The 17142-nt window shown below is 61.6% G+C and carries 14 protein-coding genes; 4 read left to right on the plus strand and 10 right to left on the minus strand.

The genetic code is table 11. The features are described 5' to 3' along the window. The first annotated feature begins 38 nt into the window (after window positions 1–38). Window positions 39–737, plus strand: a complete 699-nt coding sequence (locus ACTJKL_RS15760; protein ID WP_440853259.1) for a DUF1013 domain-containing protein — start codon at window positions 39–41, stop codon at window positions 735–737. Window positions 738–839: 102 nt separating this feature from the next. Here ACTJKL_RS15760 and ACTJKL_RS15765 read toward each other — a convergent pair whose 3' ends face one another. Further along, on the minus strand, window positions 840–2747 hold the full coding sequence (locus ACTJKL_RS15765; protein ID WP_440853260.1) for a propionyl-CoA synthetase: 1908 nt from the start codon (window positions 2745–2747) through the stop codon (window positions 840–842). Window positions 2748–2858: 111 nt separating this feature from the next. Continuing rightward, window positions 2859–3518: a YggS family pyridoxal phosphate-dependent enzyme gene (locus ACTJKL_RS15770; protein WP_100672640.1), complete on the minus strand. Its 660-nt coding sequence runs from the start codon at window positions 3516–3518 to the stop codon at window positions 2859–2861. A gap of 266 nt (window positions 3519–3784) precedes the next feature. Between ACTJKL_RS15770 and leuS the strand changes: the two genes are divergently transcribed. From leuS to holA, 3 genes are read left to right on the plus strand one after another with little or no spacing between them, the layout of a single operon-like run. Beyond that, a complete protein-coding gene (gene leuS / locus ACTJKL_RS15775) occupies window positions 3785–6415 on the plus strand; it encodes a leucine--tRNA ligase (protein WP_100672639.1) in 2631 nt (876 codons plus the stop codon). After that, window positions 6402–6947 (plus strand): LPS assembly lipoprotein LptE, encoded by a 546-nt coding sequence (locus ACTJKL_RS15780; RefSeq protein WP_100672638.1) that lies wholly within the window; start codon window positions 6402–6404, stop codon window positions 6945–6947. Before leuS ends, ACTJKL_RS15780 begins: the two co-directional genes overlap by 14 nt. Window positions 6948–6959: 12 nt before the next feature. Then, window positions 6960–7991, plus strand: a complete 1032-nt coding sequence (holA, locus tag ACTJKL_RS15785) for a DNA polymerase III subunit delta (RefSeq protein ID WP_440853261.1) — start codon at window positions 6960–6962, stop codon at window positions 7989–7991. A gap of 9 nt (window positions 7992–8000) precedes the next feature. On the opposite strand, the gene ACTJKL_RS15790 is transcribed toward holA, so the two are convergent. The 8 genes from ACTJKL_RS15790 to hemE all read right to left on the minus strand — a co-directional run bounded on the left by ACTJKL_RS15790 (window position 8001) and on the right by hemE (window position 17081). Continuing rightward, complete coding sequence (locus tag ACTJKL_RS15790; protein WP_100672636.1) at window positions 8001–8891, minus strand: ParB/RepB/Spo0J family partition protein; 891 nt, start codon at window positions 8889–8891, stop codon at window positions 8001–8003. 32 nt (window positions 8892–8923) lie between these two features. Then, window positions 8924–9718, minus strand: coding sequence for a ParA family protein (locus ACTJKL_RS15795; RefSeq protein ID WP_100672635.1), 795 nt, complete (start codon window positions 9716–9718; stop codon window positions 8924–8926). Between the two features lie 14 nt (window positions 9719–9732). Next, a complete protein-coding gene (gene rsmG, locus ACTJKL_RS15800) occupies window positions 9733–10374 on the minus strand; it encodes a 16S rRNA (guanine(527)-N(7))-methyltransferase RsmG (protein WP_440853262.1) in 642 nt (213 codons plus the stop codon). 8 nt (window positions 10375–10382) lie between these two features. Next, on the minus strand, window positions 10383–12260 hold the full coding sequence (mnmG, locus tag ACTJKL_RS15805; RefSeq protein ID WP_440853263.1) for a tRNA uridine-5-carboxymethylaminomethyl(34) synthesis enzyme MnmG: 1878 nt from the start codon (window positions 12258–12260) through the stop codon (window positions 10383–10385). A 109-nt stretch (window positions 12261–12369) separates the two neighbouring features. After that, window positions 12370–13689, minus strand: a complete 1320-nt coding sequence (gene mnmE, locus ACTJKL_RS15810; protein ID WP_440853264.1) for a tRNA uridine-5-carboxymethylaminomethyl(34) synthesis GTPase MnmE — start codon at window positions 13687–13689, stop codon at window positions 12370–12372. Window positions 13690–14034: 345 nt separating this feature from the next. After that, window positions 14035–15300, minus strand: a complete 1266-nt coding sequence (gene rho, locus ACTJKL_RS15815) for a transcription termination factor Rho (protein ID WP_010970587.1) — start codon at window positions 15298–15300, stop codon at window positions 14035–14037. 196 nt (window positions 15301–15496) lie between these two features. Then, a complete protein-coding gene (gene hemJ / locus ACTJKL_RS15820; protein WP_275597096.1) occupies window positions 15497–16039 on the minus strand; it encodes a protoporphyrinogen oxidase HemJ in 543 nt (180 codons plus the stop codon). Between the two features lie 10 nt (window positions 16040–16049). Continuing rightward, window positions 16050–17081 (minus strand): uroporphyrinogen decarboxylase, encoded by a 1032-nt coding sequence (hemE, locus tag ACTJKL_RS15825; RefSeq protein WP_440853265.1) that lies wholly within the window; start codon window positions 17079–17081, stop codon window positions 16050–16052. Window positions 17082–17142 lie beyond the last annotated feature (61 nt).

Consider the following 17142-nt stretch of genomic DNA (forward strand, 5'->3'; position numbering starts at 1 on the left):
CCGCGACACCGGCGCGGACGGACAAAAGGACTATATCCATGGCTCAGCAACTGCTTATGCCCAAGGCAACAGCCGTCTGGCTGGTTGACAACACCGCACTCTCGTTCGACCAGATCGCGCAGTTCTGCAAGCTGCACCCGCTCGAGGTCAAGGCGATTGCCGACGGTGAATCGGCGCAGGGTATCAAGGGCCTCGATCCGATTGCTACCGGCCAGCTTTCGCGCGACGAGATCGCACGCGCCGAAGGAAATCCGAATCACAAACTCAAGCTTTCGGAGCCGAAGGTCCGCGTCCCGGACTCCAAGCGCAAGGGCCCGCGCTACACGCCGGTCTCCAAGCGTCAGGACCGCCCGAACGCCATTCTGTGGCTGGTCCGCAACCATTCGGAACTGAAGGACGCGCAGATCTCGCGTCTTGTCGGCACGACGAAGGCGACGATCGAGCAGATTCGCGAGCGCACCCACTGGAACTCCGCCAACCTGACGCCGATGGACCCGGTGACTCTCGGCCTCTGCTCGCAGATCGACCTGGACCTGGAGGTCGAGCGCGCCTCCAAGGGGCGCCCGCTTCCTTCCGCAGCCGAGACCGGCGCGACGCTCGAATCCGCGCAGGAGACCGAGAAGCTCGACTACGGCCACGATCGCGAAGAGGAGAAGGAAATCGACGCCGATGCCGTCTTCGCCAAGCTGAAGTCGCTGAAGTCGGACCGCAAGGACGACGAGGAAGACGACTACTGATCGGTTCGCCATCTGCGAGATGAGAAAACCCGGATCGCAAGATCCGGGTTTTTTATTGACCGTCGCTGACGGAAAACCGTTACACGCTTTCGTGGAAGTGCTCTAAACGCCAATCCCCTTGGACCGCAACAGTTCGGTAATCTCGTCGAGGATCGACGGATCGTCGATCGTCGCCGGCATCGTCCAGGGCTGGCGGTCGATGATCTTCTGGATCGTCGAGCGCAGGATCTTGCCGGATCGCGTCTTTGGCAGCCGCTTGACGCAGACCGCCGTCCTGAAGGCGGCGACCGGCCCGATGCGCTCGCGCACGAGGCCGATGACCTCCTTCTCGATTTCTTCTGTTTCACGGGAAACATTGGCGTTGATGACCAGGAAGCCCGCCGGCACCTGCCCCTTGAGGGGATCGGCGATGCCGATCACGGCGCATTCGGCGACATCCGGATGGCTGGCGCAAACCTCTTCCATGGCCCCCGTCGACAGCCGGTGTCCCGCAACGTTGATGATGTCGTCGGTCCGCGCCATGATGAAGATATAGCCGTCCTCGTCGAGATAGCCGGCATCCGCCGTTTTGTAGAAGCCGGGATATTCCTCGAGATAGGCCGCATGGAAGCGGTGATCGGCATTCCAGAGCGTCGGCAGGCAGCCGGGCGGCAAAGGCAGCTTGATCACGACATTGCCGAGCGCGCCGGTTTCCACCGGGTGGCCCGCGTCGTCGACGACCTGCACGTCGTAGCCGGGGAGGGGAACCGCCGGGGAACCGTATTTTACCGGCAGGAGGCCGAGACCCAATGGATTGCCGGCGACGGGCCATCCTGTTTCCGTCTGCCACCAGTGATCGATCACCGGAACCTTCAGCGCCCGTTCCGCCCAGCGGATCGTGTCCGGGTCGGCCCGCTCGCCCGCAAGATAGAGCGCCCGGAACCGCGACAGGTCGTAACGGCCTGCATGGACAGCTTCCGGATCCTCTTTCCGGATCGCTCGCAGCGCCGTCGGCGCGGTGAACATGACGGCGACGCCGTGTTCGGAAATCACGCGCCAATAGGTTCCGGGGTCGGGCGTCCCGACTGGCTTTCCTTCGAAGAGGATCGACGTGCAGCCGTTGAGGAGCGGCCCGTAGACGATGTAGGAATGACCGACCACCCAACCGATGTCGGAAGCCGCCCAGAACACGTCGCCGGCATTGACGCCGAAGAAGTTCTCCATCGACCATTTGAGCGCGACCATATGGCCGCCATTGTCCCGCACGACGCCTTTCGGCTGGCCGGTCGTCCCGGACGTATAGAGGACATAAAGCGGATCGGTGGAGGCAACCGGCGTGCAAGAGGCTTCCTCACCGGCGTCTCTGGCCTGCGCAAGCGCCTCGGCGAAATCGATGTCGCGGCCGCGAATCATCGAGGCGGCGAGCATATAGCGCTGATAGATCAGGCAATGGGCGGGCTTGTGCCTGGCCGTTTCGATCGCCTGATCGAGCAGAGGCTTGTAGGCGACGGTCCGACCGGGCTCCAGCCCGCAGCTTGCCGAGACGACGAGCTTTGCCTGGCAATCATCGATGCGCATGGCGAGTTCGTTGGCGGCAAAGCCGCCGAAAACGACAGAATGCACCGCGCCGATCCGTGCTGCCGCGAGCATGGCGATCGCCGCCTGCGGAATCATCGGCATGTAGATGATGATGCGATCGCCCTTGTCGATGCCCAGCTTGCGGTAGATTGCAGCCATCGCCTTCACATCGGCGAGCAGCTCCGCATAGGAGATCCTCTCGATCCGGCCGGTGACGGGGCTGTCATAGATAAAGGCCGGCTGCTCGCCTCGGCCGGCCTCGACATGCCGGTCGAGGCAGTTGTGGCAGGTGTTGGTGACGCCGTCCGGAAACCAGTGGCCATAGGTGCCGCCGGCAGGCTCGAAAATGCGCGCCGGCCGCTCGAACCAGTCAATCGCCGATGCGGCATCTGCCCAGAAGCCGTGCGGATCGGCCTTCCACGCGGCATACACTTCGGAATAGCGGCTCGCCATATCCGTTTCCTCCCACTCGCTCTCCGGACGAGAAGCCCGGTTCCTCCACTTCGCAAGATAGGCGAACGGAGGTAAACGGGAACCCCGACCAAAGGGTAATGGGATTGGAACTCAGCGCGCTCCGAAAATGGCGGAGCCTACCCGCACGCCGGTGGCGCCGAAGGCGATTGCCGTTTCGAAATCGCCCGACATGCCCATGGAGAGCCTGGAAAGGCCGCACTGATCGGCAAGCTTGGCGAGCAGGGCGAAGTGCGGTCCCGGATTTTCGTCCAGCGGGGGAATGCACATCAGTCCTTCGATGTTCAGAGCCAACTCGTCACGGCAAAGCCCGACGAAAGCGGCCGCGTCGTCCGGCGCGATGCCAGCTTTCTGCGGCTCGAGACCCGTGTTCACCTGAACATAGAGGCGGATATCGCGCCCCTGGCGCTGCATTTCGGCGGCGACCGCGCGCGCGATCTTCTCCCTGTCGATCGTCTCTATGACGTCGAAGAGCGCAACGGCGTCTGCAGCCTTGTTGGATTGCAGCGGACCGATCAGGTGCAGCTCGATGTCCGGGGTCTCACGCTTGAGCGCGGGCCATTTCGCTTGCGCCTCCTGCACGCGGTTCTCGCCGAAGAGGCGCTGGCCAGCCTCAATCACCGGCCGGATCGTCTCGGCGTCGAAGGTTTTCGACACGGCCACCAGACTGACGGCATTTTCCGAACGCTTCGCCGACTTCTCACTTGCGCGAATCCGGCTCAGCACTTCGTTCAGCCGTTCCTCGACTTCCATTCCACGCTCCCGTTCAAGATCGTCTAGACATCTTCGCTTGCGGCTTATTGAAACTTGCAACGCTTGCCAAGTCCAGCGCAACCCGGAGCGGGCGGGTTCGCTTTGGGCGCGGCGTTATCCTTCCCGCGCTTGAAATGCCAAATCGAAGGGATCGCCCGGCGAATCCTTCAAAACTTGACGCTTGGGGCGTTTCGTGGTGAAGGTCACGCCAGCTATCACGCGCGGGCGCTCGCGCCCGGCAGAATTTCCGGAACATCGACAAAGACATGGCTACCGAACGATATAATCCGCGCGATGCCGAACCGCGCTGGCAGCACCAATGGGAAGCGGGCAAGGTCTTCGAGACGAAGAACGACGATCCGCGCGACAAATATTACGTCCTGGAGATGTTCCCCTATCCGTCCGGGCGGATCCACATGGGTCACGTGCGCAATTACACGATGGGCGACGTGGTCGCCCGCTACAAGCGCGCCCGCGGCTTCAACGTGCTGCACCCGATGGGCTGGGACGCCTTCGGCATGCCGGCGGAAAACGCTGCCATGGAGCGCGGCGTTCATCCGGCGAGCTGGACCTACCAGAACATCGCCTCGATGAAGGCGCAGCTCAAGGTCATGGGGCTTTCGCTCGACTGGAGCCGGGAGTTTGCGACCTGCGATCCCGAATATTACCAGCGCCAGCAGCATCTTTTCCTCGATTTCCTGGAAAAAGGCCTGGTCTACCGAAAGCAATCGAAGGTCAACTGGGACCCGGTCGACAATACCGTGCTCGCCAACGAGCAGGTGATCGAAGGCCGCGGCTGGCGCTCCGGCGCGCTCGTTGAACAGCGCGAGCTGACGCAATGGTTCTTCCGCATCACCGACTTCAGCCAGGATCTGCTCGACGCGCTCGACACGCTCGACGAGTGGCCCGAAAAAGTGCGGCTGATGCAGAAAAACTGGATCGGCCGTTCGGAAGGGCTGTCGGTGCGGTGGGAGCTCGATCCGGCGACGGTCCCCGGCGAGGAGAAGGAAGTCACCGTCTATACGACGCGGCCCGATACGCTGTTCGGCGCCTCCTTCCTGGCGATCTCCGCCGATCATCCGCTCGCCAGGGATGCCGCGGCCAAGAACGCCGAGATCGAAGCCTTCTGCGAGGAATGCCGGCGCGCGGGCACGTCGCTCGCCGCACTGGAGACGGCGGAGAAGAAGGGCATCGACACCGGCATCCGCGCGCGACACCCCTTCGATCCGAACTGGGAGCTGCCGGTCTACATCGCCAATTTCGTGCTGATGGACTACGGCACCGGCGCCATCTTCGGCTGCCCTTCGGGCGACCAGCGCGACCTGGATTTCGCCCGCAAATACGATCTGCCGGTCGTTCCGGTGGTGATGCCGAAGGATGCCGATCCGCAGACCTTCACGATCGGCGACGAGGCCTATGACGGCGACGGCGTGATGATCAATTCGCGCTTCCTCGACGGGCTTTCGGCGCAAGAGGCGTTCGAGACCGTCGCCTCCAGACTCGAAAACGATCTGCTGAACGGCACGCCGCGTGGCGAGCGCAAAGTCAATTTCCGCCTGCGCGACTGGGGCATTTCCCGCCAGCGCTACTGGGGCTGCCCGATCCCGGTCATCCATTGCGACGACTGCGGCGTCGTTCCGGTGCCGAAGGCAGACCTGCCCGTGACGCTGCCGCCGGACGTGACCTTCGACAAGCCCGGCAATCCGCTCGACCGTCACCCGACCTGGCGTCACGTCGCCTGCCCGCAATGCGGCAAGGACGCACGCCGGGAAACCGACACGATGGATACCTTCGTCGACTCCTCCTGGTACTTCACCCGCTTCACGGCGCCCTGGGAGGACAACCCGACGGATCCGAAAGCGGCCAATCACTGGCTGCCGGTCGACCAGTATATCGGCGGCATCGAGCATGCGATCCTGCATCTGCTCTATTCGCGCTTCTTCACCCGCGCGATGAAGGCGACCGGCCACGTGGCCCTGGACGAGCCTTTCAAGGGGCTGTTCACGCAGGGCATGGTCGTCCACGAGACCTATAGCCGCGGCGAAGGCGCGCAGCGGGAATGGATCACGCCCGCCGAAATCCGCGTCGAGGAAACAGACGGACAGCGGCGCGCGGTCCACATCGAGACCGGCGAGGAAATCGCCATCGGATCGATCGAGAAGATGTCGAAGTCGAAGAAGAACGTCGTCGACCCGGATGACATCATCGGCTCCTACGGGGCCGATACTGCACGTTTCTTCGTGCTCTCCGATTCGCCGCCGGATCGCGACGTTATCTGGTCCGAAGCAGGCGTCGAAGGCGCCCATCGCTTCGTGCAGCGCGTCTGGCGACTTCTGACCGAGGCCGCGGAGAAGCTGCGTGCCGTCGATGCCGCACCGGCAAGCGGAGGCGAGGGGCTTGCCGTGTCCCAGGCCGCGCATCGCACTCTCAAGGCGGTAGAGGCCGACTATGACAAGCTCGCCTTCAACAAGGCGGTCGCTCGCATTTACGAACTGGTGAACGCCATGGCCGCTCCGCTGACGCAGGTCGCGAGCGGCAAGGCGGACAACGCTCTGACTGCTGCGGTAAAGGACGCCGCCACGATCCTGATCAACCTGATCGCGCCGATGATGCCGCATCTTGCGGAAGAATGCTGGCGGGAGATCGGCGGCAAAGGTCTGATCGCCGAGATGCCCTGGCCGAAATTCGATGCTGCGCTCATCGTCGAGAACGAGATCACGCTACCGGTCCAGGTCAACGGGAAAAAGCGCGCCGATTTGACAATCGCGCGCGACGCAGATCAGAGTGCGATCGAAAGCGCCGTGCTCGCGCTCGACGCCGTAAAAGCCGCGCTCAACGGCGGCAGCCCGAAGAAGATCATCGTCGTGCCTCAGAGGATCGTCAATGTCGTTGTCTGATATAGCTGGCTTCCGTCTTCGGTCCTTGGGCTTCGTAGCCGGCGCATTGTCGCTCGCGGCACTTGGCGGCTGCCAGGTCAGACCCCTCTACTCCGACGGTCCTACCGGTGCGACCTCTGTCGCGCTTGCCGCGATCGAGATTTCGGAAGCCGACGATCGCGTCGAGCAGGAAGTCCGAAATGCCCTCGTCTTCCTGACGTCGCGTGGTCAGGGCGAACCGGTCAATCCGCAATATCATCTGGCGCTCAGCGTCTCGCACCGGACGATGGGCGTGCTCTACGAGAGCACGGATCTCGACAATGACGACGACGACGCCGGAGCCGGCCGCATTGTCGTGAAAGCGGACTACAACCTGACCAAGACCGCCACCGGCGAGACCGTGAAGTCAGGGAACCGGACGGCCGTCGCTTTGGTCGACTTCCCCCAGCAGGAATTCGCCAAGATACGCGCCGTGCGCGATGGCGAGAATCGCGCCGCCAAGGAACTGGCGGAGATCATCGGGGCCGACCTCGCAGCCGCTCTCGGCCGCTGATCCGTTCGTCAGATGAGCGAGGTCAAGTCGCACGAATTCGATAATTTCCTGCAGCGATCTGCGGCGATCTACCGGCTTTTCCTGCTCTACGGTCCCGATCGCGGCCTCGTCTCGGAACGCGCGTCCGAACTCGCGCGCAGCTTCGGCCTTCCTCTCGATGATCCTTTCGCCGTCGTCAAGCTTGATGCCGGGTCATTGCAGGGCGCGGGAAGCGTGCTGGACGAAGTCAATGCCATCGGTCTTTTCGGCGGCGATAAGCTGGTCTGGGTGCGCGGTGCGTCCGCTGAGAAGGCGCTCACCGAAGCGCTGCAGATTCTCGCGACCGACCCGCCCGCCGGCGCCCGGCTCATCATAGAAGCGGGCGACCTCAAGAAGGGGGCGGCGCTCAGGAAAGTGGGCGAGACTTCCCGCTCCGTCGCTTCGATCGCCTGCTACAGCGACGACGTCAGGGGCCTGCAAGCACTTGTCGACAAGGAACTTTCGGAAGCGGGCCTGCGCATCGGTCCCGCCGCACGCGAACGTCTGGTGGAGGCGCTCGGGGGCGACCGCATCGCATCGCGCAACGAGCTCCGGAAACTCGCCCTCTATTGCCGCGGCAAGGATTTGGTCGACGAGGACGACGTTCTCGGCATCGTCGGCGACGCCAGCGCCATTTCGGTCGATGATGCGGTCGATGCGGTATTGAAGGGCGACGCCGACGCGCTGCTGCACGCGATGAAGAAGATCACGACATCGAAGACGCCGCCTTTCCTCGTGCTTCAGGCCTGCCTGAGGCAATTCCAGCAGCTCGACGTGATGCGTGCCGAAATGGATGCGGGCCGCCAGTCCGCGGGTCAGGTCGTCGCAAGCCTTGGCCGCGGCCTCCACTTCCGCCGCAAGCCGGTTGTCGAAGCGGCGCTGAAACACTGGACTGCTCCGGCGATCCGGCGCGAATTGGGCCGCCTTCAGGCGACCATCTATCAAAGCCGCAGCCGCCAGAGCCTCGAGGAAAGTCTGGTGATCCAGAATCTCCTGGCGATCACGATCCAGTCTGCGCGGCGTTGAGGGTGTTCGTCAACGCCGCTCGAGCAGCCGGCAAATCTCTTCCAATTGGTCGAGCGTCTTGTATGTAATCTTGAGATGCCCGCCGCTGGCCTTGTGGTTGACGCTCACTTCCAGGCCGAGGCTATCGGACAGGGTGCGCTCCAGCGCCAGCGTATCGGCGTCCTTCTCCTCACGCTGGCGGCCCTTTGCGTAGTTGGGATCGTTCTGCGATTTGATGTCGTTCTGCGCGAGCCGTTCGGCCTCGCGGACCGAAAGACCTTTCGAGACGACCGCACGCGCCAAGGCCACCGGGTCCGATGTGGGTATAAGCGCGCGGGCGTGGCCCGCGGAAAGGCTGCCATCGGAAAGCATGTCGCGCACGGGCTCCGGCAGCTTCAGAAGGCGAAGGCTGTTCGCAACATGGCTCCGGCTCTTGCCGATGATGTCGCCGAGATCGTTCTGCGTGTAGCCGTGTTCCGCGATCAGTTGCTCGTAGCCCAGGGCCTCTTCGAGGGGATTGAGGTCGGAGCGCTGAACGTTCTCGACAATGGCGATCTCCAGCGCCGTTCTGTCGTCGACATCGCGCACGATGACCGGTATTTCGGTGAAGCCCGCAAGTTGCGCCGCGCGCCAGCGCCTTTCACCGGCAATGATCTCATAGCGGTCGTGACCGACGGTGCGCACGACGACCGGCTGAACGATCCCGTGCTGGCGGATCGAGCTTGCAAGGTCCTGAAGCTCAGCCTCGTCGAACTGCCGGCGGGGGTTGCGAGGATTGCGGGAAACGAACTCGATCGGGATCCGCCGATCGGCGCTGATTGCGGCGGCCGGAGCCGCGCCGGTGTGCAGCGGCTGGTCCATTTCGCCGATCAAGGCGGCAAGGCCGCGACCCAGACGCCTCTTGGAGCTGTCATCGTTCATCTGACACCTGATTAGTTACGCTACCGAAACGATTAGGCGGCCTTCCGCTGCCTCTCGCGCTGAATGACTTCCGAGGCCAGTTGGAGATAAGCCTGACTTCCGGCGCATTTGAGATCATAAAGAATGGCCGGCTTGCCGTAGGAAGGGGCCTCGGACACCCGCACGTTGCGGGGAATGAGGGTATGATAAACCTTATCTCCCAAATGCAAGCGAACGTCACTGACGACTTGCTGGGCAAGATTGTTCCGGGAATCGAACATGGTCAGCACGATTCCCTGAATATCGAGGCCTGGATTCACCGTCTGCCGCACCTGCTCGACCGTCTCCAGCAGCTGGCTCAAGCCTTCGAGGGCAAAAAACTCGCACTGCAATGGTACGAGAACCGAATGCGCGGCTGCCATTGCATTCATCGTCAAAAGATTGAACGATGGCGGGCAGTCGACCAGCACATAGGAATAAGCAAGAGCATCCACCGAAGCCAAAGCCTTACGGAGCCGGAAAACCCGATCCGATTCCTTGGAAATCTCCATTTCGACGCCGAGCAGATCCATGGTCGAAGGCACGATGGCCAGATTTGGCACCGCCGTATCCTGAGCAATCTGGCCGATCGAATGGGTCCCCATCATCAGCTCGTAGGAAGACAGATGCCGGGCACGACGCTGGATACCGAGCCCGGTGCTGGCATTGCCTTGCGGATCGAGATCGACGATGAGCACCCTTTCACCGATGGCGGCCAGCGCAGTAGCAAGATTGATGGCCGTCGTCGTTTTGCCGACGCCGCCCTTCTGATTGGCAATAGTGATGATCCGATTCTTTGGGCCAAACATGTTTCGCTCGCCTATCACTTCGTCCGACGTGAAAGATTTGCAATCTCGAGCACAACCGAATCCGGCTCGACGACACTTGCATGTTTTATCAGATTGAATTGAAAGCGGCTAACGGCTTTGTCGACTTCCTGCTGATAATCCCGGCCTTTGTGAAAGAATGCCACCGTTTTGGAGCCTTCCATCAGCATCCATGGCGCACAATGATCGAGCAATTGGCTCAGATCGGCGAGCGCACGCGCCGAGATCGCGTGGCAATAGGGGATTTCAGCGGGTGCCGCTTCGATTCGAATCGGGTGAACGGAGCCCCTGGCACCGGTTTCCCTGAGCGCGACGCGTAAAAAAGCGGCCTTCTTGTTATTGCTCTCGACCAGGTGAACCCATCCGTTCTCTGCCTCGGAAAGGCAAATGGCCGTGATGACGCCGGGGAATCCACCGCCGCTTCCGAGATCGACCCAAGTCTTCGGGGCAGGGGAGAGTTGATAAAGCTGGAGGCTATCGAGGATATGGCGCTGCCATAGATCCCCCAGCGTCGAGGGGGCGACGAGATTGATCGATCGCGCCCATTTCTGGAAGAGGGAGGCAAAATGCTCGAGCTTTTCGACCGTTTCACGTGAAACACGCAATCCGTTCAGTGCCGGAACTAGACTCGCTTGCATTGTAAACCCTATCCACCCACACGTTGTGCCTGGCGATCCTGCCTTCGTAGCCAGGACAGAATGAGAGATATAGCCGCGGGCGTCACGCCATCGACCTTCATAGCCTGAGCGAGGTTTCGCGGTTTGTGTTGTGCCAATTTTTGCTTCAGCTCGTTCGAAAGCCCGGGAAGCACGTCGTAATTGAAATCATCCGGTATGGTCGTATTTTCGTCACGCCTTACACCGGCAATGTCAGTGGCCTGGCGATCCATATAGACAGCATAGGCCGCATCGATCTCCAGCGCCTCGACCACCCCGGCCGGAATGTTTTGAAGTTCGGACCATACCGGTTTCAAAGCGGCTATCGACTGATCCGGATAAGAGAGGATATCGAAAGCGGTACGACGCTGGCCGTCCTGATTGAGCTTCAGGCCGAAACGCTTGCCCTCGCTTGGCGTAACCGAAAGTGACTGCAGGAGCCTGCGTCCCGTCTCGAAGGAATGCTTCCATGCCTCGAAGCGTCGACGGCGCGCGTCGCCGACACATCCGAGCGCTACACCCGCCGGCGTCAACCGCATATCGGCATTGTCTGCGCGCAGCGACAGCCTGTATTCCGCCCGCGAAGTAAACATGCGATAGGGTTCGCTTATGCCCCGCGAAGTCAGGTCATCAATCATCACGCCGATATAGGAGTCCGTGCGGCTGAAGACATAGGGAGCCCGTCCGCTCGCGCGAAGCGCGGCATTCAAACCGGCAACGAGCCCCTGAGCTCCGGCTTCTTCATATCCCGTCGTGCCGTTTATCTGACCCGCAAGATACAGTCCGGGCATTTTGCGCACGCCCAGGGTGAGTTCCAGCTCGCGCGGATCGACATGATCGTACTCGATCGCGTAACCCGGCTGGAGAATCTTGACCTGCTCCAGACCGGGAATCGTACGAATGAAGGCGTCCTGCACATCCTCGGGAAGGGAGGTCGAAATCCCGTTCGGATAGACGGTGTCATCGTCTAGTCCCTCCGGCTCCAGAAAGATCTGGTGTCCATCTCTCTCGCCGAAGCGGACGATCTTGTCCTCGATAGAGGGGCAGTAGCGTGGGCCAACGCCTTCGATCTGTCCCGAATACATCGCGGACTGGTGGATGTTATCGGCGATAATCTTATGCGTCGCATCCGTGGTCCGCGTCACGCCGCAATCGATCTGGCGATTGATGATCGCATCGGTCATGAAGGAGAACGGAACCGGATTTTCGTCCGGACCTTGACGCCCCACGCGGTCCCATTCGATCGTGCGTCCGTCCAGGCGCGCCGGCGTGCCGGTCTTCAATCGACCAAGTTGCAGGCCGAAGCGCCGCAGTGTTTCAGAGAGACCCAGGGACGGTTCCTCGCCCGCGCGACCGGCCGGTATCTTGCGCTGGCCGATATGAATGAGGCCCTTTAGAAATGTGCCGGTCGTGAGGACGACGGCTGATGCACGAAAGACTCGGCCGTCCTTCATAACCGCGCCACGAACCACACCGTCTTCGGTCAACAGGTCGAAGGCATCCCCTTCGACCACCGAGAGGTATTCGATCCCTTCGATCTCCCGCTGCATCGCCTCGCGATACAGCTTTCGATCTGCCTGGGTGCGGGGACCGCGCACTGCAGGCCCCTTACGCCGGTTGAGAAGCCGGAACTGAATACCCGCGGCATCGGCCACACGTCCCATGAGGCCGTCGAGCGCATCGATCTCCCGAACGAGGTGGCCCTTGCCCAACCCGCCGATCGCGGGGTTGCAGGACATTACCCCGATCGTATTCCTTTTATGCGTGATGAGAACTGTACGGGCGCCGAGCCGCGCGGAAGCAGAGGCAGCCTCGCAACCTGCGTGGCCTCCACCGATCACAATGACATCATAGTCCATCTCATACATGCTCCAGCTAGCTTTGCTCAGCTTCCGCCTTGATTGTCAGTCATGCCGTCGAGTCAAGGGCGTTTCACGTGAAACGCCCGAGGCGCTCGCTTGCGTTGTATCCGTCTCGTTATTTTCCGATACAGAACTCGGAGAATATCACGTCCAAAAGGTTCTCCACATCGACCCGCCCAGTAATCCTACCCAGGGCATCTCCTGCTTGCCGAAGCTGCTCGGCACGCAGCTCAAGTTCAGAAGAACTCAGGCTGCGCTCCAGCGCCGCACTGGCCTGTCGCAGACAATCGACATGGCGCTTCCGGGACGGCATCGCCAGGGCTGTCTTACCGGCCAGATCGGGGAGATGCGACTGCAGTGCCGTCAATAGATCGGCCATGCCCTCACCGGTCCTCGTGGACAGGAAAATGTCCGCATCCGATGCAGCCCATCGTGGTGAGGGGCGGTCGACCTTGGTTGCAACCCGAATGACGGGGACCGTTTCCGGAAGAGCCTCATCAAGCCGGAATGATCCCGGTTTTTCCGATAACAGAAGGACAAGATCGGCATCGGCGATAACCTGCCGGGCTCTCCGAATACCCTCCCGCTCCACAAGCTCATCCGTTTCACGAAGTCCCGCCGTATCGAAGAGTTTAACGGAGAATCCGGCTAACGAAAGATCTACGGACAGAACGTCGCGTGTCGTTCCTGCAGCCTCCGTCACGATAGCGATGTCCCTTCGGGCCAGTGCATTCAGCAAGCTCGACTTGCCTGCGTTCGGCTCACCTGCAATGACGATCTTGAGCCCGTCCCGGATGATTTCGGCAAGGCCGGCGCGCGCGATATGTCCATCGATTTCCTGCCGGAGCCTGCCGATATCCTCCCAGATCGCGGCGCTGACGGAACCCGGCACATCTTCTTCATCCGCAAAGTCGAGCTCTGCCTCGATCATTGCCCGCGAATGGGTCAGCCGTCGGGCCCAGCCGGCATAGAGTGCGGATTGTCCGCCGCCGGAATGCTCTATGGCGAGACGACGCTGCATTTCCGTCTCTGCAGCAATCAGGTCGGCCAGCCCCTCCACCTCCACCAGATCAAGCTTGCCGTTCTGAAAGGCCCGCCTTGCGAACTCTCCGGCCTCCGCATGCCGTAGCCCCTCAGTTCCGGCGAGCTCCTCGAGGATGGCGCTTACCACGGCTCGTCCGCCGTGAACCTGCAATTCGCAGCAATCTTCACCGGTGAAAGACGCCGGCGCCGGGAAATAGAGCACCAGGCCGCTGTCCAGCGTTTCACCGTTTCGAGTCCGAATCGTTCTGAGCGCCGCGATGCGCGGCGCCGGCAGGGCTCCGCAAAGTCGCACCAGCGCATCAGCGGTCGCCGGACCGCTCACACGTATAATGGCAACGCCCGCAGGCGGCGAGCCGCTCGAAAGAGCGTAGATCGTATCGGTGGATGGCATCGGCTTACCGGTTTACGCATGACGAGCAGGTTTAACGCCATACCCGCCATTTCGGCATTTTGAACATTGGGGATCGGGCAGAGCCAATCGGAAGCGCAATTGGTGCGACACTCGTCCGGCTATCGCGAAGCCGCCTTATGCACCGAGCCGCGCTCGAAATCAAGTGTCGCCCTTTTGGGGCGCATGTCCACCCGGCGTTTCACGTGAATCACTCCCGTCCCGGGCTTGACCAGGGATCACGGTCGGTAGGGGAAAAATGGCGGCAGGAGGAGGTGCCGCACCTAGATACGCGAAGAGGCCGGCGCTGGGCGGCGCCGGCCTCTCCAGAAAAAGAGAGTCTCGCTCTTACGTATTCATCGAGTCGAAGAAGTCGCCATTGGTCTTCGTCTGCTTCAGCTTGTCGATGAGGAACTCGATCGCGTCGGTGGTGCCCATCGGCGCGAGAATGCGGCGCAGCACGAAGATCTTCTGCAGATCCTGACGCGGGACAAGGAGGTCCTCCTTACGCGTGCCGGACTTCAGAATGTCCATGGCCGGGAAGATGCGCTTGTCGGCGACCTTGCGGTCGAGGACGATTTCCGAGTTGCCGGTGCCCTTGAACTCTTCGAAGATGACTTCGTCCATGCGGCTCCCGGTGTCGATCAGAGCCGTTGCGATGATCGTCAGCGATCCGCCTTCCTCGATGTTGCGGGCCGCGCCGAAGAAGCGCTTCGGACGCTGCAGGGCGTTTGCGTCGACACCGCCGGTCAGTACCTTGCCCGATGAGGGAACGACCGTGTTGTAGGCGCGGCCGAGACGGGTGACCGAGTCGAGCAGGATCACCACATCGCGACCGTGTTCGACGAGGCGCTTGGCCTTTTCGATCACCATCTCGGCGACCTGGACGTGGCGTGTCGCCGGCTCGTCGAAGGTCGAGGAGACCACCTCGCCCTTGACCGAGCGCTGCATGTCCGTCACTTCCTCCGGCCGCTCGTCGATCAGGAGGACGATCAGGTAGCATTCCGGATGGTTCGCAGTGATCGAATGGGCGATGTTCTGGAGAAGCACCGTCTTACCGGTGCGCGGCGGCGCGACGATCAGGCCACGCTGGCCCTTGCCGAGCGGCGCGACCAGATCGATGACGCGCGCGGAGAGATCCTTGGACGTCGGGACTTCGAGTTCCATCTTGAAGCGCTCGTTCGGATAGAGCGGCGTCAGGTTGTCGAAGTGAACCTTGTGGCGGATTTTTTCCGGATCGTCGAAGTTGATCGTGTTGACCTTCAGAAGTGCGAAATAGCGTTCGCCTTCCTTCGGCCCGCGGATCGGGCCCTCGACCGTGTCGCCGGTCTTCAATGAGAAGCGGCGGATCTGCGACGGCGAAATGTAGATATCGTCGGGACCGGGGAGATAGTTCGCATTCGCCGAGCGCAGGAATCCGAATCCGTCCTGCAGGACCTCGACGACGCCTTCGCCGATGATCTCGATCTCCTGCTGAGCCAGCATTTTGAGGATCGCGAACATCAGCTCCTGCTTGCGCATCGTGCTGGCATTCTCCACCTCGAGCTCTTCGGCAAAGGCCAGGAGGTCGGTCGGCGTCTTGTTCTTAAGTTCTTGAAGCTTCATTTCAGCCATGAAGGGTCCATGCTTGATAGGGGATTGGGAGCCGGCGCGATTTGTCAGGGAGCTGCGAGGGGGGAAGAGGCAGGCTCTAAAACTTCGTCACAGGCCACAGGAAGAAGGAGATGAGGGAAAATAGCGATTCACGTGAAGCGCCGCAAGGGGTAGCGGCAAATTAGCAGCAACTATTGCAGCTGCGAATCGATTGAATTCAAAATGGTTTCACCACGACGAGGATGACGATGGCGATCATCAGCAGGGTTGGCGCCTCGTTCATCAGCCGCCAATAGCGCGCGTCGCGGCGATTCTCGTCCCGCTGGAAGGCTTTCACCGCGCGGCTGAAATGCACATGCACCAGCGTCAGCAGAAGAACGCAGAGAATCTTCGCATGCAGCCAGCCGCCTATAAAGCCGTAGACGCTCCAGGCGAGGTAAAGTCCGAGCACCCAAGAGATCATCATGGCCGGATTCATGATGACCTTGAGCAGTCGCTGTTCCATCATCTTGAAAGTCTCGGACTGTTCCGACCCGGGCGCTGCATCGGTGTGATAGATGAACAGACGCGGCATGTAGAGCAGCGCCGCCATCCAGGAGATCACCGCGATGATGTGGAGCGCCTTGATCCACAGATAGAGGTCGTCCGGCTGCCCGGCGAAGAGGCCGATCAGCAAAGCCGCAAAGGCCGCGACCGCGATCGCCGCACGAAGGCGCGCCCGTTTACCCGGAACGCTGTCGGTTTGGCGTTCCCCTCTCATAGCTGTCCTTTCATCGCGATCCTCGAACGCGGGCGACGAGTGCGGCAACGTGATCCGGATCGGCGTCCGGCGTTATGCCGTGGCCGAGATTGAAGATCAGCGGCCCCTGGCCGAGGACGTCCAGGATGCGATCGGTTCCATGCTCCAGCGCCGCGCCACCTGCCACGACCCGTACCGGATCGAGATTGCCCTGAACGGGCCCGTCCTTCTGCAATTCGGCGGCGAAGGAGAGCGGCACCGACCAGTCGAGGCCGATCGCATCCGCACCGGTCGCCTGCCGATAATTCTTCAGCAGAAGGCCCGCACCTTTCGCGAAAGCGATGATTCTCGCCGAGGGGCGGCGCGCGCGGACGGATGCGATCATCCGCCGGACGGGCTCGATCGCGAAACGCTGAAACTCCTCCTCGCCGAGCACACCGGCCCAGGAATCGAAGATCTGCACCGCATCGGCGCCGGCATCGATCTGCTCTACCAGATAGTCGGCGGAAATGTCGGCGAGCAGCGTCAGAAGCCGCTCGAAAGCCTTGGGATGACGGTAGGCGAAAAGACGCGCAGGCGCCTGGTCCGGCGTCCCGCGGCCGGCGATCATATAGGTCGCCACCGTCCAGGGCCCCCCGCAGAAACCGAGGAGCGTGGTGTCCGTCGGCAGTTCGCGTCTCAACCGGGCGACGGTCTCGAAAACAGGAGCCAGATGAGCGATGACGCCATCGGGTCTCAGCCGGCCAATCCCGTCCTCGTCGATCGGGTCCATCCGTGGCCCTTGTCCCTCTTCGAAGCGGACATTGCGCTTGAGCCCATCGGGCACCACGAGAATATCGGAGAAAAGGATCGCGGCGTCAAAGCCGTAGCGGCGGATCGGCTGTAAGGTCACTTCGACCGCGAGATCCGGCGTGTAACAGAGGTCGAGAAAGCTTCCGGCCTTCGCACGCACCGCCCTGTATTCGGGGAGATAGCGTCCTGCCTGTCGCATCAGCCAGATGGGGGGAGGGGTGAGCGTTTTGCCGCTCAAAACCTCCAGCACTTTGCGATGCGTTCCGCTCACTTGCCGCTTCCTAATCTAAAAATAAAACTGAATTTATAAGGTTTCTATTTCTTAGAGTCGG

The sequence above is a fragment of the Sinorhizobium sp. 22678 genome (assembly GCF_052044265.1).
Taxonomy (GTDB): domain Bacteria; phylum Pseudomonadota; class Alphaproteobacteria; order Rhizobiales; family Rhizobiaceae; genus Sinorhizobium; species Sinorhizobium meliloti_A.

What these genes read in the sequence shown, in the direction of transcription:
- ACTJKL_RS15760 (WP_440853259.1), top strand. Translation starts at nt 39, where the DNA reads ATGGCTCAGCAACTGCTTATGCCCAAGGCAACAGCCGTCTGGCTGGTT.
- ACTJKL_RS15765 (WP_440853260.1), bottom strand. Translation starts at nt 2,747, where the DNA reads ATGGCGAGCCGCTATTCCGAAGTGTATGCCGCGTGGAAGGCCGATCCG.
- ACTJKL_RS15770 (WP_100672640.1), bottom strand. Translation starts at nt 3,518, where the DNA reads ATGGAAGTCGAGGAACGGCTGAACGAAGTGCTGAGCCGGATTCGCGCA.
- leuS (WP_100672639.1), top strand. Translation starts at nt 3,785, where the DNA reads ATGGCTACCGAACGATATAATCCGCGCGATGCCGAACCGCGCTGGCAG.
- ACTJKL_RS15780 (WP_100672638.1), top strand. Translation starts at nt 6,402, where the DNA reads ATGTCGTTGTCTGATATAGCTGGCTTCCGTCTTCGGTCCTTGGGCTTC.
- holA (WP_440853261.1), top strand. Translation starts at nt 6,960, where the DNA reads ATGAGCGAGGTCAAGTCGCACGAATTCGATAATTTCCTGCAGCGATCT.
- ACTJKL_RS15790 (WP_100672636.1), bottom strand. Translation starts at nt 8,891, where the DNA reads ATGAACGATGACAGCTCCAAGAGGCGTCTGGGTCGCGGCCTTGCCGCC.
- ACTJKL_RS15795 (WP_100672635.1), bottom strand. Translation starts at nt 9,718, where the DNA reads ATGTTTGGCCCAAAGAATCGGATCATCACTATTGCCAATCAGAAGGGC.
- rsmG (WP_440853262.1), bottom strand. Translation starts at nt 10,374, where the DNA reads ATGCAAGCGAGTCTAGTTCCGGCACTGAACGGATTGCGTGTTTCACGT.
- mnmG (WP_440853263.1), bottom strand. Translation starts at nt 12,260, where the DNA reads ATGTATGAGATGGACTATGATGTCATTGTGATCGGTGGAGGCCACGCA.
- mnmE (WP_440853264.1), bottom strand. Translation starts at nt 13,689, where the DNA reads ATGCCATCCACCGATACGATCTACGCTCTTTCGAGCGGCTCGCCGCCT.
- rho (WP_010970587.1), bottom strand. Translation starts at nt 15,300, where the DNA reads ATGGCTGAAATGAAGCTTCAAGAACTTAAGAACAAGACGCCGACCGAC.
- hemJ (WP_275597096.1), bottom strand. Translation starts at nt 16,039, where the DNA reads ATGAGAGGGGAACGCCAAACCGACAGCGTTCCGGGTAAACGGGCGCGC.